Here is a 26,812-nt window from a genome sequence, read left to right on the forward strand (position 1 = left end):
GCCATGAACTGATTTTACTCCACGGCTACCATAGTGGCAATCATTTTAGTGACTACAGAATGGGTGTGTCTCATGCTTCCGCTGCAGCTCAGCCGTAAATACCAGGACAAACCCATCGCAACTTCGGCCTAGGGCGACGGCGACTCCGGCACCACCGGCCCCGACCTGCACGACGCGGTCGAGGCTCGCACCCGGCAACTCCCGGAGCACCGACCGCGCCGCCATGTTCAGTGCGAGTTCTCGAGCTCGGCTCGAGTGGCGGCGTCCGACGCGTCGGCACTCGCATCGGGCTGCAGTCGCCACGCGATCAGGGCGCTGACGATGCAGCCGCCGGCGAGGTACACGGCCACGAGGTGCCAGGACCCGCCGCTGGCGGTGACCAGGGCTGCCGCGATGAACGGGGTGAAGCCGCCGCCGATCGCGCTGGCCACCTGGTAGCCGACGCCCGCGCCGCTGTACCGGTACTCGGCCCCGAACATCTCGGTGAACAGGGGCTGCTGCACGCTGACGACCATGTCGTGCGAGATGTTGACGAGGAGCACGGCGAGGATGACGGTGCCGATCATCGACCCGTTCTCGAGGAAGATGAAGAACGGGAACGCGCACACCGCGCCGATCAGTGCGCCGAGGACGTAGACGCGTCGCCGGCCGTGCTTGTCGGACAGCCACGCGAACAGCGGGATGGTGCCGATACCCACGGCGCCGACGAGCAGACCGACGTTGAGCATGAAGTTGCGCTCCATCCCCAGTTCCTGGGTGGAGTAGCTCAACGCGAACGTGGTCACGATGTACATCGAGAACAGTTCGGCGAAACGCAGGCCGATGATCTGGAGGAATGCCTTCGGGTGGTTGCGCAGTGCTTCGACGAGGGGAATCCGCTTCTTGTCCTGCGCGGTCTGCTCCTCCTCGACCTTCTCGACCTTCTCGACGAACTCGGGGCTCTCCTGCACTCCGGCGCGGATCCACAGGCCGATTCCGACCAGGACGATGCTGGCGACGAACGGAACACGCCAACCCCACTGGCTGAACGCGTCGTCGGTGGTCAGGTTGCTCATGAGCATGACGAATCCGGTGGCGAGGATGAGCCCGACCGAGTAGCCGACCTGCACTCCGCTGCTGTAGAACGCCTTTTTCTTCGGCGGGGCGCTCTCGACGGCCATCAACGCTGCCCCACCCCACTCGCCGCCGACGGCGAAGCCCTGGATGGCGCGCAGCGTGACGAGCAGGACCGGAGCCCACCAGCCGATCGACCCGAACGACGGCAACAGTCCGATCAGGGCGGTGCTCGTTCCCATGATCAGCACGGTGAGGATCAGCATCCGTTTGCGTCCGATGCGGTCGCCGTAGTGGCCGAACACCACACCGCCGAGCGGCCGGAACAGGAATCCGACGCCGAACGTCGCGAACGCGGCGAGCGTTCCGATCGCCGGGGTGACATTCGGGAAGAACTCCGAGTTGAAGACCAGTGCGGCGACCAACCCGTAGAGCAGGAAGTCGTACCAGTCGATGACTGCGCCGACGAAACTGCTCAGCGCTGCTCTTCGCGCCTGCTTCTCGGCTGCCGGGGTGAAGGCGTGATCGCTCATTCCGATGTCCCGTCTAGGTTGGTGCCGGACAGATCCTGTTCGCATACCGAACTCATGTCCGCTGGTTGAATAATGTGACGGTAGCCATAGCGTTTCCGCGTTGTCAAGAAGGCGCAGATTCGTGGTACTGCCGTTTCGTCCATCTCAGCCGCACCAATTTCACCGAATCGGCGATTCCGGAGCCCCCACGCCTCGTACACACTTTTCCGAATCAGCGACGCACATCACACCCGGAGTAGCGCCGAAGGGATTTCTCCATGTCAGGAACCACCGATCCGCAGCTTCAGCACACACTGAAGAAGCGGCACCTCTCGATGATCGCTATCGCGGGGGTGATCGGCGCAGGCCTCTTCGTGGGCTCCGGGGTCGCGATCCGCGAGACGGGCCCCGGCGTACTCGTGGCCTACGCACTCGCGGGCATCGTCGTCATCCTGGTGATGCGCATGCTCGGCGAAATGTCGACCGCCAACCCCGAGACGGGATCGTTCTCGGCGTACGCCGACCGCGCGATCGGCCGATGGGCCGGCTTCAGCATCGGCTGGCTCTACGCGTGGTTCTGGATCATCGTCCTCGGCATCGAGGCGACGGCAGGCGCCGTCATCATGAACCGCTGGATCCCCGACGTCCCGCAGTGGAGTTGGGCACTGATCCTGATGGTGTTGCTCACGCTGACGAACATCGCGTCCGTGAAGTCGTTCGGCGAGTTCGAGTTCTGGTTCGCGTCGATCAAGGTCGCGGCCATCGTCATCTTCCTGGTGCTCGGCGTCCTCGCGATCTGCGGAGCCCTGCCCGGAGTCGAAGCCCCCGGCCTCAGCAACCTCACCGGTCACGGCGGGTTCTTCCCCAACGGGGCAGGTGCCGTGTTCGCGGCGGTCCTCGTCGTCGTGTTCTCCTTCTTCGGCGCCGAGATCGCCACCATCGCCGCCGGTGAATCCGCCAACCCCGTGGCGGCAGTGCGCAACGCGGTGCGTTCCGTCGTGTGGCGCATCCTCATCTTCTACATCGGCTCCATCGCCGTCGTCGTGACGCTGCTCCCCTGGGACGATGCCTCCGTCGCGCTGAGCCCGTACGTCGCCGTCATGGACTCCTTCGGCATCCCGGCAGCCGGCAACATCATGGACGTCGTCGTGCTCACATCGGTGCTGTCCTGCCTGAACTCCGGCCTGTACACGGCGAGCCGCATGATCTTCTCGCTCTCCCGCCGCGGCGACGCCCCGGCCTCGTTGTCGAAGATCGGATCGTCGGGAGTTCCCCGCCAGGCCGTGCTCGTCTCGACGGTCGTGGGATTCCTGACCGTGGGCCTCAACTACCTGTACCCGGACACCGTGTTCCTGTTCCTCGTCAACTCCTCGGGCGCGATCGCCCTGTTCGTGTGGCTGGCGATTTCGGTGTCGCAGCTACGCATGCGGCGCAGCCTCGAGGCGGAGGGCAAGGACCTGTCGCTGAAGATGTGGCTGTTCCCGTACCTGACGTGGTGCACGATCGCCGCCATCATCGCGCTCTGCGTCGGCATGCTCGTGTTGCCGGAGACCAGGAGCCAGATGTACGTCTCGATGGGACTCGCCGTGGTCGTGGTCGGAATCGGGATCTACCGCCAGCGCACGCGCGGGACCACCGACGAGACGCCGGATCCCTCGACCTCCGGCGAAGAGGTCGACGCCCTCCGCCCCTGAGCTCGGATCGGCCGCCGCCGTTCGCTCATCGAGCAGGAGTCAGAGAGTCCGCTACATGATCAGCCCGCTGGGGCGACGCCGCAGCGGCGACTGTTCCTGCACGGGCATCGAATTCGGCGGGACGGGGTAGGGCGTACCGGCGTTGAGCGTCCCCGCGGCCACGTTCGGCCCGCACTGCGCGATCGCCGCCTGCAGGCGTGGCCCGGGGTCCGTCATCACGGGAATGCCGGCGTTCGGCGCCGACGAGAAGTCGAACGCGGACGTCATGTCGCCGACGGCGCCGCGGCGCCAGTCGGTGAGATTGGGGACGGGCACGCCGAATCGCTTCTCCAGCAACCGGAGCTGCGACGTGTGGTCGAACGTGTCGGAGGCGACGAGGCCGCCACGACTGTACGGCGAGACGATCAGCGACGGCACCCGGAAACCGAGGCCGATCGGTCCCGGGTTGTTCTCGCTCTCCGACACGGTGTTCAGCGGAACCGTCAGATACTCGCCCGGGGTGCCCGGCGGCGGCGTGGGCGGGGTGACGTGGTCGAAGAAACCGCCGTTCTCGTCGTAACTGATGATCAGCGCGGTCTTCTCCCAGATCGCCGGGTTCGACGTGAGAATGTCGAGTACCTCGACGATCCCGACCGCGCCCGCGGCCGGGGGCAGCGCCGGATGCTCGCACGTGAAGATGTTGGGCACGATCCAGGACACCGCGGGCAGCGTGCCGTTCGCGACGTCGGCCCGGAAGTCGTTCGGATACGTCGGATCGAGACCGCGGCGAGCGAGTTCCGAATTCGGGTCGCTGTACTGCGTGAAGCAGCCGAGCATCCCGTCGAGTGCGACACTCGACACAGGACCGAGATCCTTGTTGGCGTACACCTTCCAGCTGACGCCGGCCTCCTGCAGGTTCTCCGGATAGGTGCGCCAGGAGTAGACGAACCTGGGGATCACCGTCGGCGTCTCGACCAGCGGCCCACCGGCCAGCCCGTCCGGGTCGATCGTTCCGGTCATCCAGTACAGCCGGTTCGGGTCCGTCGGTCCCAGCACCGAGCAGAAGTAGTGGTCGCAGATCGTGAAGGCGTCGGCGAGGTCGTAGTGCACCGGGATGTCGGCTCGCGTGTAGTAGCCCATCGTCGCGGGACCGTTGAGCGGCCCCTCGTGCGCGATGTGCACCGGCATCCACCGGTCCATCGCGCCACCGTTCCACGCGTCGTGCTGCGGACCCCACGAATGGGTGGGGTCGTTGATGCATTCGCCGTCGAGGTGTGTGCCCTGCGTGGTGTCGAGCCGGAACGGGTTGAGAAACCCGGTCGGGGTGGGCCCGGCACCCGGAGTCCAGCCGTACTGCTGCCACGCCGGTGACGGGTCGTCGAACCCGCGCACCCCCGACAGGGTGCCGTAATAGTGGTCGAACGAGCGGTTCTCCTGCATGAGGTAGACGAAGTGCTCGATGTCGTTCAGCGACCCGCTGCCGCCCGGGTCCTGCGCGTAGGCGCGGTCGATGACCGGGCCCGCCCACGAGCTGAGGAAGGCGGCACCGCCGGCCGCCGCGGCGGAGGCGAGGAACTTGCGTCGTGAGATGTCCGATGCCGGGGTCACGGATCGTGACGGTAGTCGCTGCGGACGCCGCGCGCCCGGCGAATGCGCAGGTTGCTCTATTGCGGGCCGAACGGCACGTCACCTTCCAGCGTGATGCGGTGCATGACGCGGTGCTGGGTTCCGTAGTCGCGGTTGGCGTAGTGCGCGGTGCTGCGGTTGTCCCACAGCACGAGGTCGCCGAGGCGCCAGCGGTGCCGCACGATGTGCTCGGGTTTGGTCAGGTGGGCGTAGAGGAAGTCGAGGATTCCCCGGCTCTCCGCCTCGGACACTCCGGCGATGTGGGACGTGAAGCCCGGGTTCACGAAGATGCCCTTGCGTCCCGTCTCCGGGTGCACCCGCACGACGGGATGCTCGACGGGCACGAGCGCGGTGACTTCCTCACCGTCCCAGACGTTTCCCTTGCCGCCCCGCTTCTGCGCGAGGTAGTACCCGAACTCGCGGTTGCCGTCGTGCACCGCGGTCAGCTGATCGATCATCTGCCGGATCGGCAGCGACAGCGACTCGTACGCGAGTTGACTGTCAGCCCAGTTGGTGTCGCCGCCGTGCGGTGGGAGGACGACGGGGCGGAGAATCGACCCCAGCGGCGGTCGCTTCATGAACGTCACGTCGGTGTGCCACACGTCGGCGAAACCGTTGTCCTGGCTGTCGAGTGCGTACACCTCCTGCGCGACGTCGCCGCTGTCGTGGACGGGGTGCCCCGCGGTCAGCCGGCCGAGCCGGCGACCGAACTCGATGTGACTCGTGTCGTCGAGTGACTGACCCCGCAGGACCAGCACCTTGTGCTCGGTCAACGCCGAACGGATCGCGGCGACCTCGTCGTCGGTGGCGGACGCGACGTCCAGGCCGATGATCTCGGCCCCGAAGTGGGGGCCGAACTTGTCGAGCGTCAGCGACGCAGTTCTGGTTTCGAATGCAGTACTCATGGTGTCTTTCCGCGAAGGTGATGGTGCCTGGGTACGGGCGCACCGGCCCGGACCTGCGAACGCGGAGAATGCGTGAGGAATGACCGGATGCCGGAGGCTACCGAGGAGTGGACAGCACGCGGTACGCGCGCCGGACCATCAGCAACAACAGATGTTGGCGCACGTACGGCACAGGTCGACGGTGAGGCGTCGCACCAGGTGAGTCGTATGCACGACGCAATTCCTACCGGATGGGAGGGAAATGAGCAAGCTCGGGGCAATCGGCGGCGATCAGCTCCAGCGCGCCTGACCACCGTCGAGCGGGATGGTGGCACCCGACAGGTAACCGGCGTCGGGGCCCACGAGGAAGACGACGGCACGTCCGATGTCCTGCTCGCAGTCACCGATCCGGCCGAGCGGGATCGACTTCACGAACTCGGCGGCCTCCTCGGGGTTGTTCTCCGTCCACCATTTCAGGCCCGGTGACAGTGCGTGCGGCGCAATCGCGTTGACGCGGATTCCGTCGGGACCCCATTCGCTGGCCGCGGTCCGGGTGAGCGAGCGCATCGCTTCCTTGGTGGCCGCGTAGAGGCCGTAACCGCTGGTGTCCCACCGCACCGCCGAGGAGCTGACGAGGTTGATGATCGAGCCGCCGCCGCGCGCCTTCAGGTGCGGGTAGCACAGCTGCATGAGGAACAGGGTGGCCACCGGACCGACGGCCATGGCACGGTCCAATAGTTTCGGAGTGATGTCCAGGAGCGGTCCGAGCGCGCTCGCGTTGGCGTTGTTGACGAGGATGTCGATGCCACCGAATGCGTCCACGACTCGGTCGACCATCGGGCCCAGCTGATCGCGTTTGCTGACGTCGCAGACGATCGGCTCGGCGACGCCGCCGAAGTCGGCGATGGCGGCGCACGTGTCGACGAGTTTCGACTCTGTTCGCCCGACCACCGCGATCCGGGCGCCTTCCTTGGCCAGCGCGAACGCCATGCCGGCGCCCACGCCCTGACCGGCGCCGGTGATCAGTGCGACCTTGCCGTCCAGTGTCCCCATCACGAGTCTCCTTTGCCGGGTTCCGTGTCGGCTGCCCACCGGTTGGACGTCAGCCGGAAGCTGGGAATGTCGGCCAGCGACATCACCGCCTCGTATGTGCGCTCGTATCCGGTGTGGGCGATCCGCCATCGGCCGTCCGGTCCGCGGACGTAGCGGTCGGAGTAGAACGCCGCCCCGCGCAGCACCATGTCGTGCTCCGGGATCAGCACGATGTCGGAGAGGTACCAGCGTCCGGTCGCCGTGTCGCCGTCGACGTCGATCTCCGGGTGACCGCAGTGGTGTTCGGTGATGGTCTGCGGCCCCAGATTCGACTTCATGAATTCGACGAGCGCGTCCCGCGACTCGAACGCGAGATGCTCGCCGTAGTTCGCCGTTGCGTCGGGAAGAAGCGTGTCGGCGAACTCGTCCCAGCATTTCGTGTCCAGGGCCCGCAGATACGCGTACTTGAGCCTGCTGATCGCGGCGACGGCCTCGAGATCCACGGAATCACCCTTCGTCCGCCCCCAAAACTGACACCTGTTCTACCACGGATCGTCAGGTGTGGGGGCGGACTCGGAGATTACCGGCCAACGCCGCCCGCGGCGGTCATCGGCTGACGCTGCCCGCGTCGACCGGCAGGGCGACGGACGTGATGTACCGCGCCTCGTCCGAGGCCAGGAACAGCGCGGCATTGGCCACGTCGACCGGCTCGATCCACGGAATCGACAGCATATTCATCGTCACGGCCGCCGCCGCGAACTCTTCGCGGGTGGGGTGCTCGAGGTCGGGCCGGAACGCCCGCCGCACCATGTCGTTCTGGATCATGTCCGTGTCCACGTTCGTGGGATGCACGCTGTTGACCCGCACCCGGTGCGGCGCGAGCTCCTTGGCCAGCGACCGCATCAGGCCCACCACCCCGTGCTTGGCCGCGGTGTAGTGGGCGACGCCGACGAGCCCGCGCAGCCCGGCGATGGAACTCGTCAGGATCATCGCCCCGCCGCCCCGCTCGATCAGGTGCGGCGCCGCCGCCTTGCACGTCTGCCACACCCCCGTCAGATTGACGTCGAGCATCGTCTGCCATGTCTCGGCGTCGAGGTCCAGCGCGGCACCCGAGGACGTGATGCCTGCCGTGGCGCACACGAAGTCCAGCCCGCCCAGTTCGCCGGCCGCCGCGGTGACCGCCTCGGCGAGCACCGTGCCGTCGCGCACGTCCACCTGCGCGGTCACGATCCGGCGGCCGGTGTCCCGGACCAGTTTCGCGGTCTCCTCGAGATCCTCCGGGCTCGCCGGTGGCGTCACCACCGTGCCGACCGGGCCACACAGGTCGACGGCCACGACGTCCGCGCCCTCCTGTGCGAACCGCAACGCCTGCGCCCGGCCGATCCCGCGTGCGGCACCGGTGACCAGGACGACTCTTCCGTCCACTCGACCTGTCATCTCTACACCTTCTGGGTCAGTCCGGCGTCGACCACGAGTTGTGTGCCGGTGATGTATCGCGATTCGTCCGAGGCCAGGAACAGCAGCGCATTGCTGACATCCCGCGAGTCCAGCCACGGAACGGGCAGCATGTGGTTCGCCGCGAGGACGGGGACGACGTCGTCCCGGGTCGGATTCTCGAGGTCCGGCCGCAACCGCGCCATCGTCTCCGGGTTCAGGGTCATGCGGGTGCCGACGGCACCGGGGTGCAGCACATTCACCCGGATGAACTGCGATCCGAGTTCGTTGGCGAGGGTCCGGGCCAACCCGACCACGGCGGTCTTGGACGCCGAATAGTGGGCGGCCCCGGCCACCGCCTTGATGCCGGCGGTCGAACTGACGATCACGACGGAACCGCCGCCGTCCCGCATCGCCGGGACCGCGGCCTTCGCCGTGTTCCAGACGCCGGTGAGGTTGACGTCGAGCGATCGGTGCCAGACCGCGTCGTCGATCGACCACGCCGGGCCGGGGTTGTCGCAGACACCCGCGTTCGCGACGACGACGTCGAGGGGCCCCAATTCCGCGACTCCGGCGTCGACGGCCGCCCGCAACGCGGACGGGTCACGCACATCGGCGTGGGCGACGACTGCGCGCCGGCCGAGTTCGCCGACCAGCCTTCCGGTTTCGGCGAGATCCGCTTCGGCCGACGACAGATCGACGACGACGACGTCGGCGCCCTCCTCCGCGAGCCGGACCGCGTGACTGCGTCCCATGCCGTTCCCGGCACCGGTGATGAAGGCGACCTTGCCCGCCATCCGTGACATCGGTTGTCCTCTCTAGTCCAGGCGGCCGGGAGTCGGGTAGCTGCGCAGGGAAAGCCCCACCCGCCCGTCCTCCACCGCGTCGTCGATCGATCCGCGCAGCGCGCCGCAGGTGGGGACGAACATCGAGTGCTCCCCCTCCTGCGCACGCAGTGCGAACTCCGGGCAGGTCTGCTCGGCGTCGCCCAGCCACTGCACACTCGTGTGCGCCTCGCTGTATTTCTCCACGAGCACCGCGTTACCGCAGCGCCGGCATTCGACCGGAAGCACTCAGCTCACCGCCCCGGCTGCATGCCGAGCGCCCACCCAGCCGAACACCATCGCGGGACCGATCGTCGCGCCTGCACCGGCATAGTCGTTGCCCATCACGGACGCCGACGTGTTGCCGGTGGCGTAGAGCCCGGGGATCGGTTCGCCGCTGCTGCGGCACACCTGGCTGTGCTCGTTGCACACGAGCCCGCCCTTGGTGCCGAGGTCGCCGGCTTCCATCCGCACCGCGTAATACGGAGCCCGGTCCACCTCGTCCATGGTCGGGTTGGGCAGTCGCGGGTCGCCGTAGTACCGGTCGTAGGCGCTGTCGCCGCGGCCGAAGTCGGCGTCGACCCCCGCACGGGCGAAACCGTTGAACCGGGCGATCTCCGCGGACAGCGACTCCGCGGGAACGCCGACCTTCTGCGCGAGCTCGCCGACGGATGCGGCGCGTTGCATCAGCCCCGTCTCGAACCATTCCGCGGGGAACTTCTGCCCGGGCATCACCCCACCGAACTGGTAGCGGCTCTTGGCCTTCGAGTCGAACACGAACCACACCGGGTCGTGACCACCGGCGATCTGGTCGTGGACGAACGACACGTACGGGGACGCCTCGTTGGTGAACCTCTTGCCGTTCTGGTCGACGATCAGCGACGGCGGAATCGACCGCTCCGACACCAGGACGTGCATGATGCCGTCCGGCCGCCGGAACGACGGCATCCACCACGCGTCGTCCATCAGATCGACGGCCGCGCCGACCTGCTCGCCGGCGACGATTCCGTCTCCGGTGTTGTCGGGTGAGCCGGCGCTGTAGTTGTCCTTGCCGCCTTCCCGGAGGAACCGCTTGCGCATCTCCTCGCTCTGCTCGAACCCGCCGGTGGCCATCATGACGCCGCGGCGGGCGCGCACGCGCAGTTCCCGTCCCCCGGACTCGACCACCGCGCCCGTGACGGCTCCGGATTCGTCGGTGACCAGACCCTTCAGCGGGGAATTCAGCCACAGCGGAACCTCGGCCTCCTGGAGCGTGAGCCGCAGACGCCCGACGAGGGCCTGCCCCAGAGTCTCCATCCGCCTGCGCCGCAGCAACGCCACGACCGAACGCCAGCCGACACCCAGCGCGGTCCTGCGTCCGGCCCAGGTGCGGAAGACCATGTTGAGGTGACGGAACTCGGTGGACGTCATGTACAGCCCACCCGGCATCGCGAGGGAGTTCGGCCGCTGCAGGTCGCCGTCGGCGCCGAGCTGGTTCATGTCGAACGGCAGCGGTTCGACCGTCCGCCCTTTCGGCCGTCCGCCCACGTTCTCGGGGTGGTAGTCGGAATAGTCCTCGCACCAGGAGAACCGGAGATGCGGGCAGTTCTGTTCGAAGAACCGCATCATGGCCGGCCCCTGCTCGATGTACGCGTCGAGGCGCTCGGCCGGCACGCTGTTGCCGACGATCGACTCCAGGTACTTCCGGACGTCGTCGGGGTCGTCGGCGCGGCCTTCACGGACGAGGATCGGCGAGTTGGGAATCCACAGGGCGCCACCCGACAGTGCCGTCGAACCGCCGTACACCCCGGACTTTTCGACGACGAGGGTGTCGAGCCCTCGCTCGGCCCCGGCGAGGGCGGCGGTCATGCCACCGGCACCGCTGCCGATCACCAGGAGATCTACCTCCCGGTCCCAGTTCTGCTCGTCTACGCTCATCGTGCACACCTTCCGAAGTGGTCTCGATCACACTCTGCCGGTGTCAATTGCTGTTTCCCACAGCCCTTCCCGCGGAGCGGGAGACAGCGCGGCTAGGTGGCCGCGGTGAAGATGCCGAGCCCGCCGCGGTACACCAGGAGCGGCGGCGCATCCCTGAGCACGTCCAGACCGGTGACGCGCGCGACGACGATGGTGTGGTCACCGGCGTCGTGCTCGAATTCGACGGTGGCCTGCACCTGGGCCAGCACACCGTCCAGCGCCGGGGCACCGTTGCGGGCGTGCGACCACCCGACGTCGGCGAACTTGTCGGCGCCGCTGGTCGCGAACGTCCCGCACACGTCGCGCTGGTCGTGAGCGAGAACGTTGACGCAGACGTGTTCGCTCGCCCGCAGCCGCGGCCAGCTGGTCGACGTCCGTGCGGGGCTGAACGACACGTACGGCGGGTCCAGCGACAGCGACACGAAGGACTGGCATGTGAAGCCGTGTGGGCTCTCGCCGTCGTGTGCGGTGATCACCGTGACTCCGGTGCAGAAGTGCCCGAGCACCGACTTGAGCTCGGCGGGGTCGATGCGTCGTGCCACCGGCACGGGTTCTTCGGTTCGGGTCATCGTGTCTCCTCGGATCGACGGGTTGCGTTCAGCCTGGCCGCGGCGCCTTCCGGCGGGGAATGCCTCGTCCCGCCCAGCGGCAGGGTTTCGCGCTGTCCGGCCGGCGGCGCACGGTTGATAGGCTCGGGAAATGCCATCGTCCGACCCCACACAGAGTTCCGGGTTCGCCGGCCTTCGATCCACGAGCTGGCCGGTACTCGGCATCCTGGCGTTCGGCGAGGAGCTGTCCGGCTACGACCTGAAGAAGTGGGCGTCGTACAGTGTGCGGTTCTTCTACTGGAGCCCGTCCTTCAGCCAGGTGTACTCGGAGCTGAAGAAGCTCGAGGACCTGGGATATGTGACGTCGCGGACCGTCGTGGACGACGAGGCACGGGTGAAACCCAAGCGCCTGTACAAGATCACGGACGCGGGCATGGCCGTCATGCGCAGCTGGGCGCGGGAGGCGCCGATCGATCCACCCGTCCTCAAACACGGTGTGATGCTGCGCATGTGGCTCGGTCACCTCACCGAGCCGGAGCAGCTCAAAGATGCCCTGAAGGAGCACATCTCGTACGTGGAGGGGATGAGCAGGCAGGCCGCGCTCGACGCCCGCGATTCCGACGTCGAACCCACGTGGGCGTTCGCGCACATGGTCAACAAGTGGTCCGAGCGCTACTACGCGGCCGAGAGCGAGCTCGCGAAGCAGATGCTCGCCGACATCGACGAAGCCGTCGAGCGGATGCACGGCGCAGGGACGCCGGAGCATCCCGGTGTGCCGAAACCGACCGCATCACATTCGATCCGGCGCTCCCGCGCGGCGCAGCAGGAGTACCAGGCCGCGATGAAGGCGGCACGGGACGCGGACGACGAGGCGGAGCACGAAGACTAGTCGGACGGAGTCCGCACCGGTTCGGCCACCAGATTCCGGAGCCGAGGCCACAGCTCCCGCCGCGCGGTCTGCGCCGCGGCCAGCGCGTCGATCGTCAAGAATCCGTGGAACATTCCCTCCACCCGCCGGCACTGCACGGGAACACCGGCGTCGGCGAGCGCCGCGGCGTACTTCTCCCCCTCGGATCGGAGGGGATCGCGTTCGGCGGTGATCACGATCGCGGGTGGGAGCCCGCCGAGATTCTCCGCCCGGACCGGGGCGGCATAGGCGGGTACGGTCTCGCGGTGCGTCGGCAGGTACTGATCCCAATACCATTGCATCGCAAAGCGGGTGAGGAAGTGATCCTCCGCGAATTCCTCGTAGGACTCGGTGTCGAAGACCGGTTCGATGACGGGGTACATCAGTAGCTGTCCGGCGACCGCGGGGGCCTCCCGGTCCCGGGCCATCAGCGCCGCGACGGCCGCGAGGTTGCCCCCGCTGCTGTCGCCGGCGACGAGGAGCCGGTCCGGATCTCCGCCCAACGCGCGGGCGTGCTGCGCGACCCAGCACGTCGCGGCGTAGGCGTCGTCCGCTGCGGCGGGCCACTGCGATTCCGGGGCGAGTCGGTAGTCGACGGAGACGACGACGGCTCCGATCCCGTTGCACATCGCGCGGCAGAAGCCGTCGTGGCTGTCGAGGTCGCAGATCACGAACCCGCCGCCGTGGAAGAAGACGACGACGGGCAGGGACTCCGCGGGGTCCCCCGCGGGCGAATAGATGCGTGCCGCAATCGGTCCGGCCCCGCCGGGGATCTCCCGGTCGCGCACACTGCCGACCGGCTCGGGGTCGGCGACGGCCTTGCGTCCCGCCTTCGTCGCCGCCCGCGCCTGCGCGCCCGTCATGGTCTCCACCCGGGGAAAGTTCTCGTTCAGTCCCCGGAGGATGGTCTCGGCCTGCTCGTCGAACGGCATTCGTGCTCCTTCGCCCCGCCTCAGGCGGAGTATCGGTCGGCGCGTCCGGCGGCCGGCGTCGCGGTCGACATGTACCTGCGCCAGGTGCCCTTGGCGGACATGCGAATCGGCGCGGTCAGACGGTGATCGAGTTTGATCTGACTGCTGGGACCGCACACGGAGATGGCCGCGACCACGTTGTCCTCGGTGCCCACCGGCACGGCGACGCAGCTGACGCCGACGAGATCCTCTTCCCGGTCGTAGGCCGCTCCGCGTTCGCGGGTCTTCTGCAACTCGGCGCGGAACGCCGCGGGTGAGTCGATGCTGAAACGTGTGCTGCGGGGCAGACCCGCTTCGACGACGCGGTCGACCACGGACTCGGGCGAATGGGCCAGCAGCACCTTGCCGACACTCGTACAGTGCGCAGGCTGGCGGCCGCCGACGCGGGACGGCAACCCGACGCCGAACCGTCCGGCGATCTTCTCCAGGTAGACGACGTCGATCCCCTCGAGTACCGCGAGGTGCACGGCGTGCCCGGTGAGCCGGTGGAGTTCGTGCAGGAAGGGTAGGGCGGCCCGGTGCAGACGGTCCTGGTGCACGGCCAGCGACCCGAGTTCGAACAGTCGCATCCCGAGTTCGTAGTCCCGGCCTTCCCTGCGGAGCCACCGCAGCTGGACGAGACGTTCGAGCATCCGGTGCGCGGAGGAGCGCGGAAGCCCCGTGCGGCGCACGATCTGCGCGAGCGTGAGCCTGCCCGGGCCGTCGAACGCGTCGAGGAGAAGGGCGGCGCGATCGAGGCCGGCGGTGGGGGTGGGGCTGAGTGTCGTCGTCATGGGGACCTCCGTAGCGGCGCTGCTCGGTGCGGCGACGCGGTGTGTGACTGGCGACACTTACTATAAATAGGCATATACCTATTTGCAATAGTGCTGGGCGAACGGCCCCGAACAGCCCAAAGGCCCGGCACATGCATCGAGTGGATGCGTGCACCGGGCCCGGACACCCGTCACATGGCCGCCAGCGGCTCGCTTCCGGACCAGTCGTGGCCCCAGTAGCTGTCGGCGGTGATCTCCTCCGCGGAGTAGTACTTCTCGTCCACCTTCATCCCCTCGGTGCCGAACTCGATGTCCCAGCCGCCGGGGGCACGCACGTAGAACGACACCATCTTGTCGTTGGTGTGGCGGCCGAGGGTCGAGGAGACCGAGAACCCGTCCTTGACGACGCGGTCGAGCGCCTGGCCGACGGCGTCGAGCGTGTCGACCTCCACCATGATGTGCACCAGTCCCGGTGCACCGCCGTGCGGTGCCGGGCACAGCGCCAGGCTGTGGTGCCGCTCGTTGACCCCCAGGAAGCGCACCCGCATCGGACCGAACTCCGGCGGCGCCGGGATGCGGAAGGCGCCGCGGGGCAGGAAGCCGAGCACCTCGGTGTAGAAGTCGAACGCGCCGCCGAAATCCATCACCGGCAGCACCACGTGGCCGAGACCCTGCGCCCCCGTGACGAACTTCGCGCCGAACGGGGTCACCACCGGACTGTGGTCGAGGACGGCGCCGTGGAAGATCTCGATCGTCGCACCGGTCGGATCCTGGAACGTGACGACCTCTTCGACGCGGCGGGCGTCGGCCTCTTCCACCGACAGTGGTTTGACGGCGATCCCGGCGCCCTCGACCGCCTCCTGGACGCGGACCAGACCTGCATGGTCGCGGACCTCCCACCCGATGGTTACGACCTCGTCCGTCTCGCCCGGCACGATCACGATGCGGGCCGCGCGCTCGTCCATCCGGAGGTACAGGGCGTTCTCGTCCGGGCCCGTGCCCTGGGCGAATCCGAGCACGTCGAAAGCGAACGTGCGCCACCGCTCCAGGTCGTTGGTCTGGATCTTGACGTAGCCAAGCCCCTTGATGTCTGTCATGTGTTGTCCTTCTGCTGTTTTCGAGGTCCGACGGCGGTCAGATCATCGACTTGAGGTTGTCGGCCGGGTCGAGGCCGAGCGAGCTGAGCGCGGAGGCGTGGTAGACGGTGCTCGGCACGTGGATGGCGTGCGCCAGGCCGGCGTGCGCGTCCCGCCAGTACCGCTGCAGCGGCTTGTCCATGCGCAGCGCGTTGCCGCCGGAGCGGGCGAAGATCTGGTCGACGGCGGTGACCGCACGCCACGCGGCACGCACCTGCGTCCGGCGCCCGGCCGCGCGGTCCTCGAACGTGACCTCCCTGCCCGACTCGACGAGGTCCCAGATCCTGTCGACGTTGGCGAGGAGTTCCTGGCGGGCGGCATTGATGTCGGCCGCGGCCTCGCCGACCGCGAAGAGCACGTAGGGGTCGTCCTTGATCGCGGTGCCCTGCGCGCCGACGCGGTCGCGCTGGTAGTCGAGGTGAGCGGCCAGAGCGCCCTCGGCGATTCCCACCACGGCGGAGGAGATTCCGAGCGGGAACATCGTCGACCACGGCATGTTGTACAGCGTCTCGGTGCGCCCGAACTTCTGTACCGCGGTGCCGTTCATGACCTCGTCGGCGTCCATCACCCGGTAGTCGGGGACGAAGGCGTTCCGGACGACGATGTCCTTGGAACCGGTGCCCTTGAGACCGACGACGTTCCACGAGTCCTCGACGATCTCGTAATCGCTGCGCGGCAGGATCATGTGCAACATCTTCGGCGGCAGGGCCATCGCGCCGTCCTTGTCGCCGAGCATCGCGCCGAGGAAGATCCAGTCGCAGTGATCGGTTCCCGACGAGAACTGCCAGCGACCGCTGAAGAGGTAGCCGCCGTCGACGGGCGTCGCGATCCCGGTCGGGGCGTACGGCGAGGCCATCCAAGTGTCGGAGTCGGCCGCCCACACCTCGTCCTGCACCTTCGGGTCGGCGAATGCCAGCTGCCAGGGGTGCACGCCGACGATGCCGCACACCCAGCCCGTGGCCGGGTCGAGGGACGCCGCGGCCATCACCGTCTCCGCGAACTCGCGCGGATGAGCCTCGTAGCCGCCGTACTTGCCGGGCTGGAGAAGCTTGATCGGCCCGGCCTCACGGAGCTTCTTCGCCGTGTCGTCGGGCAGCCGGCCGATCCGCTCGGCCTCGGGCGCCTGATCGCGGAGCTGATCCGCGATCGCCATGATGTTGTCGAGAACCTCGTGGGTCATCTGTCGTGTCCTTCTTTTCCGATCCGGCTTCAGGCGTTGGTGTCGAGCGGCACGACGCCGTTGGCGAGGTTGTCGGCAACCTCCGCCTCCCAGCTCTGCACCGCCCTGGTGGTGTCGATCTCGAATTCGAAGCGCTTGGTCATGTCGTCGGTGATGTCCTCGACGTCCACGTAGAACTGCTGGTACCAGCGACGCAGCTGGTACACCGGCCCGTCCTCCTCCGACAGCAGCGGGTTGTCGATGCGCGACTTGTTCAGCCAGATGTCGACGTCCTGCTTGAATCCGAGTTCCACGCCCTCGGCGAACTGCGCCGCCATGCCGTTCGCCACCTCGTCGGACAGCCCCTCGGGCTTCTTCACCATGGCGCCCCACTGCAGGACGAACGAATTCGCGGTGACCGGGTAGTGGCAGTTGATCAGCACCGTCTCGATCATCATGCCGTTCGCTTCGCTCCACAGCTTGTCGATCATGTAGGACGGGCCGAAGTACGACGCGTCCGAACGCAGCGTCGAATTGGGGTCGTCGTAGCTGGTGCCCACCGAGATGTCGTGGCGGGGTGTCGACTGCATGTACTGGGTGGCCACGTGCCCTTCGAAGACGTTCTTGAAGTAGCGCGGGAACGAGAAGTGGACGTAGTAGAAGTGCGCCATGTCGACCACGTTGTCGACGATCTCGCGGCAGTGCGAGCCCTCGACGAGCAGCGAATTCCAGGTCCAGTCGGTCCATTCCGGGGAGCCGAATCCCTCGATCTCGGGAATCGTCACGTCGGCGGGCGGCGGGTTGCCCTGCGGGTCGTTCCAGACGTAGAGCTGCCCGTTGCGCTCGATGGTCGTCCAGGCCCGGGTCCGCGCCAGCGGCGGGACACGTCGCGCGTACGGGATTCCCGTGCACTTGCCGTTGCCGCCCCAGCGCCAGTCGTGGAACGGACACGCGATGGAATCGCCCTTCACGGTGCCGTGCGCCAGGTTGCCACCCATGTGACGGCAGTAGGCGTCGAGCACACTGAGGGTCCCGTCGGACGTCTCGAACACCACCAGCGACGTGCCGAACGCATCGATCTGATGCGGGGCGCCGTCCTTGAAGGTCTTCGCCAGACCCAGGCAATGCCACCCCCGCGCGAAACGCGTTGGTGCCGATCCCACTTCGATCATCCGGACTTCGTCGCCGTCAACGGCACTGTTGCACGCCATGTCTACCTCCGCCTCGCTGTACGTCAAGAACACCCTCGGGGTGTGGTGTAGCTCATAGTCGGCGCGACGGGTCCGCAGCGGTACCCGACTCTCCCACTCAGCGAGAGGCTTTCGCATCCACCCACTTCGGCGGAACGTCGGCGTCCCGATCACAGGGACCACACCCCCGTTTACGGGCCGCGACGACTACCGTGCGGATCACATACCCGTGAATTGGGAGGAACGATGGCCGCACTCATCTCGTCGCAGCCGTGCACAGCGGAGGTTCGCCGGCTCTGCGCCGACGCCGTCCCGAGCGGGGTGGTCGTCGCACCCGAGCCGGAGGCGGCCGTCGAACAGGACTTCCTCCTGCTGCGACCGCACCGGACGTCGGACGACGCCCTGTCCGCGCAGGTCCGGAGGGTGGGCGACCACGACCTGCTCGTCCGCTTCCGCAACCGCGACGAGCAGCTGGTCTTCGAGTTCTGGACGAACAGCTTCACCGGGACCGTTACGCCCGACGACCAGACGGTGGACCTGCTGGAGCGCTACTGCGCCGAGCAGTTCCCCGGTGCGCTCCGCAGGTTCCGCACCCGCATCCGGCGGGCCGTGCCGTCCGGTGCGGACTTCACGTCGTCGCTTCAGCAGACGTACGTCCAGGACGGCACACGCATGGCGGACGTCGCCGTCACGTGCACGCGGGACGGTGACGTGCTCGCGCAGGCGTGGGCCACGTACGCACTCCCCGACTGAACTCGCCCCGTTCTCCCACGAAATGGTCAGCCGCGCAGGCAATTGCCTGCGCGGCTGACCAATGTCCGGGAAACTATCCCACCGGGTCGGCCAGCCTCGTCCGGGATCGGCTGAACTCGAAACCGCGGAACCCCTCCTCCGCGGCGTCCGCGCAGATCCGCCCGTACGCGCCGAAGCCCCCGAGGTACGGCATGAACACGCGGGGCTTGCCCGGAATGTTGGCGCCCATGTACCAGGAGTTCGCCAACGGGAACAGGGTCTGCGCGGCGAGCTCACGGCAGTGCTCCACCCACTGCTCGGTGGCGGGGACGGACGCCTCGATCGCGTCGTGGCCCTTCTCCCACAGGTGCTCGATGCAGTCCGCGATCCAGTCGACGTGCTGTTCGGCGCCGAGCACCATGTTCGCCAGCACGGACGGGCTGCCCGGTCCCGTCACGACGAACAGGTTCGGGAACCCCGGAACACCCAGACCGAGATAGGTTTTCGGTCCCTCACTCCAGTACTCGGAAAGCGACACACCACCGCGCCCGACGATCCGCATGCGGTCGAGGGCGCCGGTCATGGCGTCGAATCCGGTGGCGAACACCAGCGTGTCCAGGGCGTAGTCGGCGTCGGCGGTGGTGATCCCCGACGGGCTGATCGATTCGATCGGCGCCGCCTTCAGATCCACCAGGGTGACGTTCGGCCGGTTGTACGTTTCGAAGTAGTGGGTGTCGGTGACGATCCGCTTGGTCCCGATGGGGTGATCGTTCGGGATCAGCTTGTCCGCGACGGCGGGGTCGTCGACGAGCAGGCGGATCTTCTCCTCGGCGAACTGGCGTGCCGTCGCGTTCGCGGCCTCGGTCTTCGTCTGGTCCGGAAAGGTTTTCGCGAACAGCACCCCGCCGAGCTTCCATCGCGTCTCATAGGCGTCGCGACGTTCCTCGTCGGAGACCTCCAGCGCGGACTTCGGATGCGCGTTGTACGGCGAACCGCCACCGCTCTCCCGGGACAGCCGTCGGCGCTCGTCGTATCCCGCCTTGATCGCGCGCCGCATCTCGTCGTCCCACGTCTGGTTGCCCGCCGGGACGCTGTAGTTGGCGCTGCGCTGGAACACGTACAGGTGCTCGGCCTGCTCGGCGATGAGGGGAATCGACTGAATTCCCGAGGAACCGGTGCCGATGATCCCGACCCGTCTGCCGGTGAAGTCGACACCCTCCTGCGGCCACTGACCGGTGTGATGAGTGTCGCCGGTGAACGATTCGCGGCCCGGGATGTTCGGCGTGTTCGCGGTGGACAGCGCACCGGTCGCGAAGATGCAGTACCGGGCGGACAGGACGTCGCCGCGGTCGGTGCGCACCTCCCACCGGAGCGTCTCCTCGTCCAGTTCCGCGGAGGTCACCCGGGTACCGAACAGGAAACGGTCACGCAGGTCGAACCGGTCCGCGACGTGATTGATGTATGCCAGGATCTCGGGCTGGGTAGCGTACTTCTCGCTCCAATCCCACTCCTGCTCGAGTTCCCGCGAGAACGAGTACGAGTAGTCGACGCTTTCCACGTCGCACCGGGCGCCGGGATAGCGGTTCCAGAACCACGTTCCGCCGACGCCTCCCGCCGCCTCCACACCCTGGACGGTCAGACCCAGGCTCCGCAACTTGTGGACGGCGTACAGACCCGCGAATCCCGCGCCGACGACAACCGCGTCCACGTCGCCGATCCGATTCGCACGAGCATCAACTTCGGTGCGTGCACTCACGGGCGCGCTCCTCTCCCATTCGACAGACACATTCGGCAGCAAAGGCCTGTCTGGGACGGTAGGTCGCGGCACCGGGGCAGCCACAGGTTCGTTCCCGGTGAGCGGTCGGGCAGCGCCTAACTGGACACGACGGGAGCGAGAGCGGGGTCGATCACGTCGGCCAGGGCGTCCCACGGCACGGTGACGGTGACGAGTCCGATGGCGTGCGGTCCCACCTGATAATCGTTGAAATGGATCTCCATGCCTGCCGGGGTGGCCAGCCAGTTGGCGAAGTTCGCCTCGGTCGGTTCGATGCCGCTGCGCTCGAAATCCGGTCCCGCGACCGTCGCGGGGAGCAGACGCGCGGATTCGTCCGACAGCGCCTGCAGTCCCGCCGGCAGGTCGGGGAAGAGATCGGCGAGCGTGATCGGCGCGGCCGTATCGGCATTCACCACCACCGTCGCGACGATCGGGGTGGGATGCGCACCTGGCGGATCGGCGTTCCACGACGTCACCAGCAGACCGCTGATCACATGCTCGCCGATGTGCGCGACGCTGTGCTCCTGGCTGCTCAACGTGAAGGCGTCGGTGCCCGAGCCGTCGATCTGGTCCTGGAGTGCGGCCCGCATCGATTCGTTGAACTCGGCGGTGACCGCCGGATTTCCACCCTCGATCTGCGGGATGAGGACGTCGTAGCCGACACGGCCGGTGGAACCCGTGACCTGCAACTCCGTCTCCGTGTACGGCAGGCTCGCGGGTGTGGTCGCCTCGGCGCTGGACGTGTCCGCGGCGGACACGGTCGTCGTTGTCGACGGCTCGCTCACTGCGGTGCCGGCTTGGTCGGAGCAGGCGGCCAGTGCGAGGACGACCGCGACGAGCGCCGCTGCCCGACCAGATCTCCGGATGCCGCTCATGAGCTATCTCTACCACGTCGATTCCGCGGGGTCACCTACCGATCGGGTCGACGATGGTGTGCAGCGTGTCGACGAAACCCTGTGCGGTGGATGCGTCGTAGAGGTCGGCGGAATACACCAGTTCGGCATCGATACCGTCGGGCCGCCCGTCGACGTCGTGACGTTCGGTGAAGTGGAAATGCAGATCGCACTTGGCGATGTCGAGTGGACGGGGTGTGACCTCGAAGTCGAGCCCGGACACGTTCAGGGCTGCGGGAGCGAAGTTGTTCAGCGACAGCGCGACTTGGAACAGCGGGTGCAGGGACGGTGACCTCGGCGGATCGAGCACCTGGACGAGTCGCTCGAACTGCACGTCGGCATTTGCCAGAGCGCGAAGCTCCACGCCGCGTGACCGATCGACGATGTCGCACAGCGTCATCGTCGGGTCTACCCGGGTGCGCAGAACGAGCGTGTTGACGAACATTCCCACCACGTCGTCGAGCGCCGGGTCTCCCCGGCCCGCGATCGGAGTTCCGATCGCGATGTCGGGGTCGCCGCTGACGCGGGCGAGCAGGACCGCCACTGCCGACCTGAGCGCCGTGAACAGGCTGGCGTGGTGCTCGTGCGCGGTGGCCAGCAGGCCTCGGTGCGCATGCTCGTCGAGCGAGAACGGAAGTCGTCCCGCTCGATAGGTCCACCGGCGGGGCCTGGGGCGATCGGTGGGCAGCGCGAGCTCCCCCCGAAGTCCCGACAGTTCCTTCGTCCAGTGGGCGATCTGCTGGGAGGCGATGCTGTCCGGGTCGTTCTCGTCGCCGAGCAAGGCCCGACGCCACACCGTGTAGTCGGCGTAGTGCACGACCGGCGGCTCCGACGCGGGCTCGCTGCCGGTCGACCGGGCACGGTAGGAGTCGACGAGATCTCGCGCCAAGGGTGCGAGCGACCAGCCGTCGGCGGCGATGTGGTGGACGACGCAGGACAGAAGGTGGTCGCCGTCGCCGAGCCGGAACAGCCGGGCGCGCAGAGGAGGCTCGCGCCGCACGTCGAATCCCGCGGACAGCAGTTCCGACGTCTGCGCTTCCACGTCCGCGGCGCCGGTCTCGACCGGAGTCAGGTCGGGCAACGCATCGGCCACGTCGAGCACATGCTGGTACGGCCCCGACGGCGAGTCGGGAAACACCGTCCGCAGTGAGCGGTGCCGGCCCAGCACATCCGCCATCGCCGAGCGCAGCGCGTCGACGTCGAATCCGCCGCGCACTCGTACCGTGAACGGGATGTTGTGGAGAGCGGGTTGCACGACGGTGCGGTCGATGAAGTACTGCGACGGGGACAGCGGCACCAGGTCCGGCAGTGGTGCGGCGCCCAACGTCGGCCCGTGGGGGCGCCCCGCGTTCTGCGGGTGTGCGCCGGCCTCCGCGATCGTCCGTGCGAGTGCCGCGACCGTCGGTGCGTCGAAGAGTTCACGCACGCCCAGAGTGGTGCCCAACTCGGCGTTGATCGTCGCGACCACCCGGATGGCCGACAGTGAATCGCCGCTGAGATCGAAGAAGGAATCGTCGGCGCCGACCGAATCCACGCCGAGCACCTGGGCGAATACCCGTGCGATGCGGCGCTCGGCCGGGGTCTCGGGGTCACGATGAAGCACCGAATCCGAGCCGAACTCCGGCAGCGGGAGCGCCGCCCGGTCGAGCTTTCCCGTCGGAGTCAACGGGATCGAGTTCACGAGCATGATCGATTTCGGAACCATGTATTCCGGCAGGAACCGTGCCAGGTGCGCCTTCAACGCTTCGCGATCGATCGACGCGTCCCCGTCGGCCATGATGTAGGACACCAGGTTCGGGTCGCCGGCCGGATTCCGTTGCACCACCGTCGCGGCGAAGGCGACGCCCGGATGCGTGTTCAGCGTGGCGTTGATCTCGCCCAGCTCCACACGGAACCCTCGGATCTTGATCTGGTCGTCCGCTCGGTCCAGGAACTCGAGCGTCCCTGCCGCCGTCCACCGCACCACGTCCCCGGTGCGGAACATCCGGGATCCGCTGCGGCCGAACGGGTCGGCGACGAACCGGGCAGCGGTCAGCCCGTGGCGCCGATGGTAGCCGCGGGCGAGTGCCGGGGTGGCGAGGTACAGCTCACCGACAGCGCCCGGCGGAAGCGGACGTAGACGGCGATCCAGAACCACCGCGTCCACACCGCGCATCAGAGCGCCGATCGTCATCCGCTCGTCCGGTGACACCGGATCCGTGAGAGTGACGCTGCACGTCGTCTCCGTCGGACCGTACGCGTTCCGCATGGTCCGGCCGCCGGCCCACCGCCGCGCCAGCGCCTGAGGACACACCTCCCCTCCGACCAGCACCAACTCCAGTTCGTCCATCGCGCAGGGATCGATGGCGGCCAGGGCGGACGGCGTCATCAGGAGGTGAGTGACGTGTTCGTCGCGCAACAGTCGTGACAGTTCCTCACCGCCGAACACCCCGGGCGGGGTCACGACGAGCGTCGCGCCGCCGACACAGGCCGCGAATACTTCGACGAGAGCGGTGTCGAAGCTCGGTGAGGCGAAATGCAGGACACGAGAACGCGCGGACACCGCGTACTTGTCCCGAATCTCCTGGGCGAGGTTGGCAAGGCCGCGATGGGTGACGACGACGCCCTTCGGCGCTCCCGTCGACCCGGACGTGTAGATCAGATACGCGGGATGGTCCACGAGCAGCGGACGGGTCCGTTCCGTATCGTGAAATGTCTCGGAATATGTTTCTCCGCAGAGGTTTTCGAGATCGTCGATATCTGTGGTCAGCCATGCGACGGTGCCGGGCAGTCGGGAACGCTCCGAGCGGACGGTCAGCCCGACCGTCGCGCCGCAATCGTCCAGGGTGTACGCGATGCGAGCGCTCGGGTGTGAGGGATCGATCGGCACGTAGGCCGCGCCGGCCTTCGCGACGGCCCACAACGCCAGCACCGACTCGAGCGACCGCGGGATGGAGACCGCGACGATGCTCTCGGGGCCGATGCCCCGGCCGGTCAGGACGCGGGCGAGCCGGCCGGCGAGCCGGTCCAGGTCGCCGTAGGACAGTTCCCGCCCGCGGTCGCGGATCGCGATCGCCCCCGGGGCGTCCGCGACGGTCCCCGCGAGGAGGCGGTCGAGTGTGATCGGGTCGGCATCCGGAAGTCCCTGCGCGGGAGCGAAATCTTCGCGCTCGCCGGCGAAGAAGACGTCGAGGTCGGCGACCGGTCGTTCCGACTCGACCGATGTGGTGAACCTGTCGAGGTAGGCGAGGAAACGCGCGTGATGTCCGGTCAGTTCGGCGTGGTCGTACAGTGCCGGGTTTCCCTCGAAGTCGATGCGGGCGGCACTGCCCTCGGCCCCCGGATAGATGTTGACGGCGAGGTCGGCGACGGGACCGGTGGTGAGCACCCGAACCGTCCCGTTCACGGAGCCTAGCGTGATCTCCTTCGTGAACATCATGACGTTGACCACCGGACCGAAATGCATGAGTTCGACACCGCCCGTGGCGAGGTCCCGGCCGATGTCCTCGCGGCGGTAGCGTTGATGCCGCAGTGCCGCTGTCAACGCCGTCTCGGCGGTTCCGACCGCCTGACTTACGGTGGCAGAGCCGATTCCCTTCAGCCGCAACGGAATCACATTGGACACCGAACCGCCCGAATACCTGAGGCGGGCCGTCGTTCTCGCCGACACCGGCAACGAGAGGACGACGTCGTCGACGCCGGTCATCCTGGCGAGGTAGGCGGCGAAGGCGGCGACCGTCACGGCCGTCGAATTCCGTGAGTTCCCGCTCGGGCTCGTGTGCCCGGTCGCCGTCCGGGCGTCGGTGCCCGGTCGCGCCGTGCGGCCGCTGAGGCTGAGGACCGACGCCAGGTCGCCGCCGGAGTCGCGCCAGTAGTCGCGGTCCCGGGCGAACCGGGTCGAGGCACGGTAGGTCGCGTCCTCCCGCACGAGACGTTCCGGCCCCACGATCCGGCTGTCCGGCGGCTCCCTGCCCTCGATGGCGGCGACATACAGTTCGGCCGTGCGGCTCATCAGCATCATCGCGGCGTACCCGTCCGACACGATGTGGTGAGCGCGGGAGTACCAGTAGTAGTGATCGTCGCCCAGCTGCAGAATGTGCGAGACGAGGAGCGGTCCGTCGTACATGTCGGTGCGAGCGCTCCGGTCGTTCCGCATCCAGCGATGGGCAGCGTCCAAGGGATCGTCCTCGCCGCGAAGGTCCGTGGTGAGCACCCGGTCGTCGACGGTCGGGTCCACGACCTGATGCGGCTGCCCGTCGATGTCCAGCAGGCGCACCGCTCCCCAGCCGAATTCGCGATTGGCGCGCCGGGTGGCTTCAGACAGAACGATAAGGTCGACCGGACCGCGCAGATCGACGTAGTGGGCGATGACGTACGGAATCTCCGGCATGAGCTGTTGAGCGAACCAGATGGATCGCTGCGCCGCGGTCAGCGGGAAGGCGCCCACGGCCGCTCGCGCCGGGCGCCCGAGCGGGCGCTCCACGATGGCGACGTCGGGCCGGACAGGCGCGGGCCTTTCCGGGCAGGCGCACGCCGTGCCGCCGGATTGCTGCTGCGAATCGAAATCGAAATTCATCTTTCCCCCTCAGGCTGCGCTCTGCACTCCATCACCCCACTGCGCAGAGTCGTCGCGGATGTCGGATCGGCGACTGCTATGGCACCAACCGTCAGCCTGCTCGACACGCACCGCCTCCACCAGGCACCCCAGGGTGCGCACCCGCCTACCCTCGAATTCAGGGAGGTGCCGCAGCCGCCATCCGAGTAGCGTCGAACGGGTGACTATTCGCCTTGGATATCAGATGCCGAATTTCAGTTACTCCACCCCCGTCGCGGACCTGTTCCCGACCGTTATCGCGCAGGCCCGTGAGGCCGAATCCGCGGGCTTCGACACCGCATTCGTGATGGACCACTTCTATCAACTGCCGGGCATCGGTGCGCCCGACGAACCGATGCTCGAGGCGTACACCGCCCTCGGCGCCCTCGCCACGGCCACCGACAACATCCAGCTGTCCGCGCTGGTCACCGGCAACACCTACCGGAACCCTCCCATGCTCGCCAAGGCGGTGACCACCCTGGACGTCGCCAGCGGCGGACGGGCCGTCCTCGGAATCGGCGCCGGCTGGTTCGAACTCGAGCACAAGCAGTACGGCTACGAGTTCGGCACGTTCACCGACCGATTCGAACGACTCGACGAGGCACTGCAGATCATCGCGCCGATGCTGCACGGCGAACGTCCCACGTTCGACGGCAAGTGGTATCACGTCGAGAACGCGATCAACGAGCCACGGATCCGCGACAACCTGCCGATCATGCTCGGAGGTGGCGGTGAGAAGAAGACGTTCGGTCTCGCCGCCCGGTTCGCGGACCACCTGAACATCATCTGCAACGCCCGCGAACTGCCGCGCAAGCTCGAGGCCCTCGATGCCCGGTGCTCGGAGATCGGTCGCGACCGGTCCACGCTGGAGACCAGCTACCTCGCCTTCGTCATCATCGACGAGGACGGCGACCGCGCCCGGCAGCTCCAGCACGACTTCCTGCTCACGCAGGGTGTCGACCTGTCGAAGGCGTCGGACGAGGAACGCGCCGCCGCCACCGACCGGCAGTTCTGCGGCGCCCCCGACGAGGTGGCCGAACAGCTGAAGGCCCGTGTCCTCGACGCGGGAATCGACGGCATCGTCCTCAATCTCGTCGCCAACGGGCACGAACCCGGCATCGTCGAACTCACCGGGCGCACGTTGCGTCCCCTCGTCGACGCCTGACCGTTCCGGCCGCCCGGA

22 protein-coding genes are annotated in these 26,812 nt (G+C 67.7%); 4 read left to right on the forward strand and 18 right to left on the reverse strand.

Going from position 1 to position 26,812, the window contains the following annotated elements; genetic code table 11:
• Window positions 1-227 precede the first annotated feature (227 nt).
• The gene (gene shiA, locus G9373_RS15545; RefSeq protein WP_167115647.1) at window positions 228-1,586 is read right to left on the reverse strand and encodes a shikimate transporter; all 1,359 of its coding nucleotides are present in this window, start codon (window positions 1,584-1,586) and stop codon (window positions 228-230) included.
• A 257-nt stretch (window positions 1,587-1,843) separates the two neighbouring features.
• On the opposite strand from shiA, the gene G9373_RS15550 reads away from it, so the two are divergent.
• Complete coding sequence (locus G9373_RS15550) at window positions 1,844-3,259, forward strand: amino acid permease (protein WP_007297623.1); 1,416 nt, start codon at window positions 1,844-1,846, stop codon at window positions 3,257-3,259.
• Window positions 3,260-3,310: 51 nt separating this feature from the next.
• Here G9373_RS15550 and G9373_RS15555 read toward each other — a convergent pair whose 3' ends face one another.
• The 9 genes from G9373_RS15555 to G9373_RS15595 all read right to left on the reverse strand — a co-directional run bounded on the left by G9373_RS15555 (window position 3,311) and on the right by G9373_RS15595 (window position 11,563).
• Window positions 3,311-4,846: an alkaline phosphatase family protein gene (locus tag G9373_RS15555; protein WP_054247304.1), complete on the reverse strand. Its 1,536-nt coding sequence runs from the start codon at window positions 4,844-4,846 to the stop codon at window positions 3,311-3,313.
• 56 nt (window positions 4,847-4,902) lie between these two features.
• Entirely contained in the window at window positions 4,903-5,769 is an 867-nt protein-coding gene (locus tag G9373_RS15560; protein ID WP_005258949.1) for a TauD/TfdA family dioxygenase, read from the reverse strand.
• Window positions 5,770-6,039: 270 nt separating this feature from the next.
• Complete coding sequence (locus G9373_RS15565; protein WP_005258951.1) at window positions 6,040-6,801, reverse strand: SDR family oxidoreductase; 762 nt, start codon at window positions 6,799-6,801, stop codon at window positions 6,040-6,042.
• Window positions 6,801-7,283: a nuclear transport factor 2 family protein gene (locus tag G9373_RS15570; protein ID WP_005258953.1), complete on the reverse strand. Its 483-nt coding sequence runs from the start codon at window positions 7,281-7,283 to the stop codon at window positions 6,801-6,803. Before G9373_RS15570 ends, G9373_RS15565 begins: the two co-directional genes overlap by 1 nt.
• Before the next feature lie 103 nt (window positions 7,284-7,386).
• The gene (locus G9373_RS15575) at window positions 7,387-8,217 is read right to left on the reverse strand and encodes a mycofactocin-coupled SDR family oxidoreductase (RefSeq protein ID WP_037204455.1); all 831 of its coding nucleotides are present in this window, start codon (window positions 8,215-8,217) and stop codon (window positions 7,387-7,389) included.
• Window positions 8,218-8,219: 2 nt separating this feature from the next.
• Window positions 8,220-9,020, reverse strand: a complete 801-nt coding sequence (locus G9373_RS15580; protein WP_167115649.1) for a mycofactocin-coupled SDR family oxidoreductase — start codon at window positions 9,018-9,020, stop codon at window positions 8,220-8,222.
• 12 nt (window positions 9,021-9,032) lie between these two features.
• A complete protein-coding gene (locus tag G9373_RS15585) occupies window positions 9,033-9,287 on the reverse strand; it encodes a hypothetical protein (protein WP_005251194.1) in 255 nt (84 codons plus the stop codon).
• A complete protein-coding gene (locus G9373_RS15590) occupies window positions 9,288-10,955 on the reverse strand; it encodes an FAD-binding protein (RefSeq protein WP_167115651.1) in 1,668 nt (555 codons plus the stop codon).
• 92 nt (window positions 10,956-11,047) lie between these two features.
• On the reverse strand, window positions 11,048-11,563 hold the full coding sequence (locus tag G9373_RS15595) for a flavin reductase family protein (protein WP_005258963.1): 516 nt from the start codon (window positions 11,561-11,563) through the stop codon (window positions 11,048-11,050).
• A gap of 130 nt (window positions 11,564-11,693) precedes the next feature.
• Here G9373_RS15595 and G9373_RS15600 point away from each other — a divergent pair, with 130 nt between their 5' ends.
• Window positions 11,694-12,431 (forward strand): PadR family transcriptional regulator, encoded by a 738-nt coding sequence (locus tag G9373_RS15600; RefSeq protein ID WP_167115655.1) that lies wholly within the window; start codon window positions 11,694-11,696, stop codon window positions 12,429-12,431.
• Here the strand turns inward: G9373_RS15600 and G9373_RS15605 are convergent.
• The 5 genes from G9373_RS15605 to G9373_RS15625 all read right to left on the reverse strand — a co-directional run bounded on the left by G9373_RS15605 (window position 12,428) and on the right by G9373_RS15625 (window position 17,678).
• Window positions 12,428-13,381: an alpha/beta hydrolase gene (locus G9373_RS15605; protein WP_167115656.1), complete on the reverse strand. Its 954-nt coding sequence runs from the start codon at window positions 13,379-13,381 to the stop codon at window positions 12,428-12,430. The two genes, G9373_RS15600 and G9373_RS15605, sit on opposite strands and share 4 nt — an antisense overlap.
• 20 nt (window positions 13,382-13,401) lie before the next feature.
• The gene (locus tag G9373_RS15610; protein ID WP_167115657.1) at window positions 13,402-14,193 is read right to left on the reverse strand and encodes an IclR family transcriptional regulator; all 792 of its coding nucleotides are present in this window, start codon (window positions 14,191-14,193) and stop codon (window positions 13,402-13,404) included.
• A gap of 170 nt (window positions 14,194-14,363) precedes the next feature.
• The gene (gene bphC, locus G9373_RS15615; protein WP_065492253.1) at window positions 14,364-15,269 is read right to left on the reverse strand and encodes a biphenyl-2,3-diol 1,2-dioxygenase; all 906 of its coding nucleotides are present in this window, start codon (window positions 15,267-15,269) and stop codon (window positions 14,364-14,366) included.
• A gap of 37 nt (window positions 15,270-15,306) precedes the next feature.
• The gene (locus G9373_RS15620; RefSeq protein WP_005251181.1) at window positions 15,307-16,488 is read right to left on the reverse strand and encodes an acyl-CoA dehydrogenase family protein; all 1,182 of its coding nucleotides are present in this window, start codon (window positions 16,486-16,488) and stop codon (window positions 15,307-15,309) included.
• Window positions 16,489-16,517: 29 nt separating this feature from the next.
• On the reverse strand, window positions 16,518-17,678 hold the full coding sequence (locus tag G9373_RS15625; protein ID WP_167115658.1) for a Rieske 2Fe-2S domain-containing protein: 1,161 nt from the start codon (window positions 17,676-17,678) through the stop codon (window positions 16,518-16,520).
• A 225-nt stretch (window positions 17,679-17,903) separates the two neighbouring features.
• Between G9373_RS15625 and G9373_RS15630 the strand changes: the two genes are divergently transcribed.
• Window positions 17,904-18,410: a hypothetical protein gene (locus tag G9373_RS15630; protein ID WP_120660400.1), complete on the forward strand. Its 507-nt coding sequence runs from the start codon at window positions 17,904-17,906 to the stop codon at window positions 18,408-18,410.
• 73 nt (window positions 18,411-18,483) lie between these two features.
• Here the strand turns inward: G9373_RS15630 and G9373_RS15635 are convergent, their stop codons facing one another.
• The 3 genes from G9373_RS15635 to G9373_RS15645 form a co-directional block, all read right to left on the reverse strand.
• Window positions 18,484-20,106, reverse strand: a complete 1,623-nt coding sequence (locus G9373_RS15635) for an NAD(P)/FAD-dependent oxidoreductase (RefSeq protein ID WP_346842826.1) — start codon at window positions 20,104-20,106, stop codon at window positions 18,484-18,486.
• A gap of 155 nt (window positions 20,107-20,261) precedes the next feature.
• Window positions 20,262-21,038 (reverse strand): RsiV family protein, encoded by a 777-nt coding sequence (locus G9373_RS15640; RefSeq protein WP_005258985.1) that lies wholly within the window; start codon window positions 21,036-21,038, stop codon window positions 20,262-20,264.
• Window positions 21,039-21,069: 31 nt separating this feature from the next.
• On the reverse strand, window positions 21,070-25,611 hold the full coding sequence (locus G9373_RS15645) for a non-ribosomal peptide synthetase (RefSeq protein WP_167115660.1): 4,542 nt from the start codon (window positions 25,609-25,611) through the stop codon (window positions 21,070-21,072).
• Window positions 25,612-25,810: 199 nt separating this feature from the next.
• Here G9373_RS15645 and G9373_RS15650 point away from each other — a divergent pair, with 199 nt between their 5' ends.
• Window positions 25,811-26,794 (forward strand): LLM class F420-dependent oxidoreductase, encoded by a 984-nt coding sequence (locus tag G9373_RS15650; RefSeq protein ID WP_005570385.1) that lies wholly within the window; start codon window positions 25,811-25,813, stop codon window positions 26,792-26,794.
• Window positions 26,795-26,812 lie beyond the last annotated feature (18 nt).

Origin of the sequence: Rhodococcus sp. A14, assembly GCF_011603105.1 — a bacterium.
GTDB classification, from domain to species: domain Bacteria; phylum Actinomycetota; class Actinomycetes; order Mycobacteriales; family Mycobacteriaceae; genus Rhodococcus_F; species Rhodococcus_F opacus.

Excerpts from the sequence above, each read along its gene's own strand:
- shiA (WP_167115647.1), bottom strand. The coding sequence starts at position 1,586 with ATGAGCGATCACGCCTTCACCCCGGCAGCCGAGAAGCAGGCGCGAAGA.
- G9373_RS15550 (WP_007297623.1), top strand. The coding sequence starts at position 1,844 with ATGTCAGGAACCACCGATCCGCAGCTTCAGCACACACTGAAGAAGCGG.
- G9373_RS15560 (WP_005258949.1), bottom strand. The coding sequence starts at position 5,769 with ATGAGTACTGCATTCGAAACCAGAACTGCGTCGCTGACGCTCGACAAG.
- G9373_RS15565 (WP_005258951.1), bottom strand. The coding sequence starts at position 6,801 with ATGGGGACACTGGACGGCAAGGTCGCACTGATCACCGGCGCCGGTCAG.
- G9373_RS15575 (WP_037204455.1), bottom strand. The coding sequence starts at position 8,217 with ATGACAGGTCGAGTGGACGGAAGAGTCGTCCTGGTCACCGGTGCCGCA.
- G9373_RS15580 (WP_167115649.1), bottom strand. The coding sequence starts at position 9,020 with ATGTCACGGATGGCGGGCAAGGTCGCCTTCATCACCGGTGCCGGGAAC.
- G9373_RS15590 (WP_167115651.1), bottom strand. The coding sequence starts at position 10,955 with ATGAGCGTAGACGAGCAGAACTGGGACCGGGAGGTAGATCTCCTGGTG.
- G9373_RS15595 (WP_005258963.1), bottom strand. The coding sequence starts at position 11,563 with ATGACCCGAACCGAAGAACCCGTGCCGGTGGCACGACGCATCGACCCC.
- G9373_RS15600 (WP_167115655.1), top strand. The coding sequence starts at position 11,694 with ATGCCATCGTCCGACCCCACACAGAGTTCCGGGTTCGCCGGCCTTCGA.
- G9373_RS15605 (WP_167115656.1), bottom strand. The coding sequence starts at position 13,381 with ATGCCGTTCGACGAGCAGGCCGAGACCATCCTCCGGGGACTGAACGAG.
- G9373_RS15610 (WP_167115657.1), bottom strand. The coding sequence starts at position 14,193 with ATGACGACGACACTCAGCCCCACCCCCACCGCCGGCCTCGATCGCGCC.
- bphC (WP_065492253.1), bottom strand. The coding sequence starts at position 15,269 with ATGACAGACATCAAGGGGCTTGGCTACGTCAAGATCCAGACCAACGAC.
- G9373_RS15620 (WP_005251181.1), bottom strand. The coding sequence starts at position 16,488 with ATGACCCACGAGGTTCTCGACAACATCATGGCGATCGCGGATCAGCTC.
- G9373_RS15625 (WP_167115658.1), bottom strand. The coding sequence starts at position 17,678 with ATGGCGTGCAACAGTGCCGTTGACGGCGACGAAGTCCGGATGATCGAA.
- G9373_RS15630 (WP_120660400.1), top strand. The coding sequence starts at position 17,904 with ATGGCCGCACTCATCTCGTCGCAGCCGTGCACAGCGGAGGTTCGCCGG.
- G9373_RS15640 (WP_005258985.1), bottom strand. The coding sequence starts at position 21,038 with ATGAGCGGCATCCGGAGATCTGGTCGGGCAGCGGCGCTCGTCGCGGTC.
- G9373_RS15645 (WP_167115660.1), bottom strand. The coding sequence starts at position 25,611 with ATGAATTTCGATTTCGATTCGCAGCAGCAATCCGGCGGCACGGCGTGC.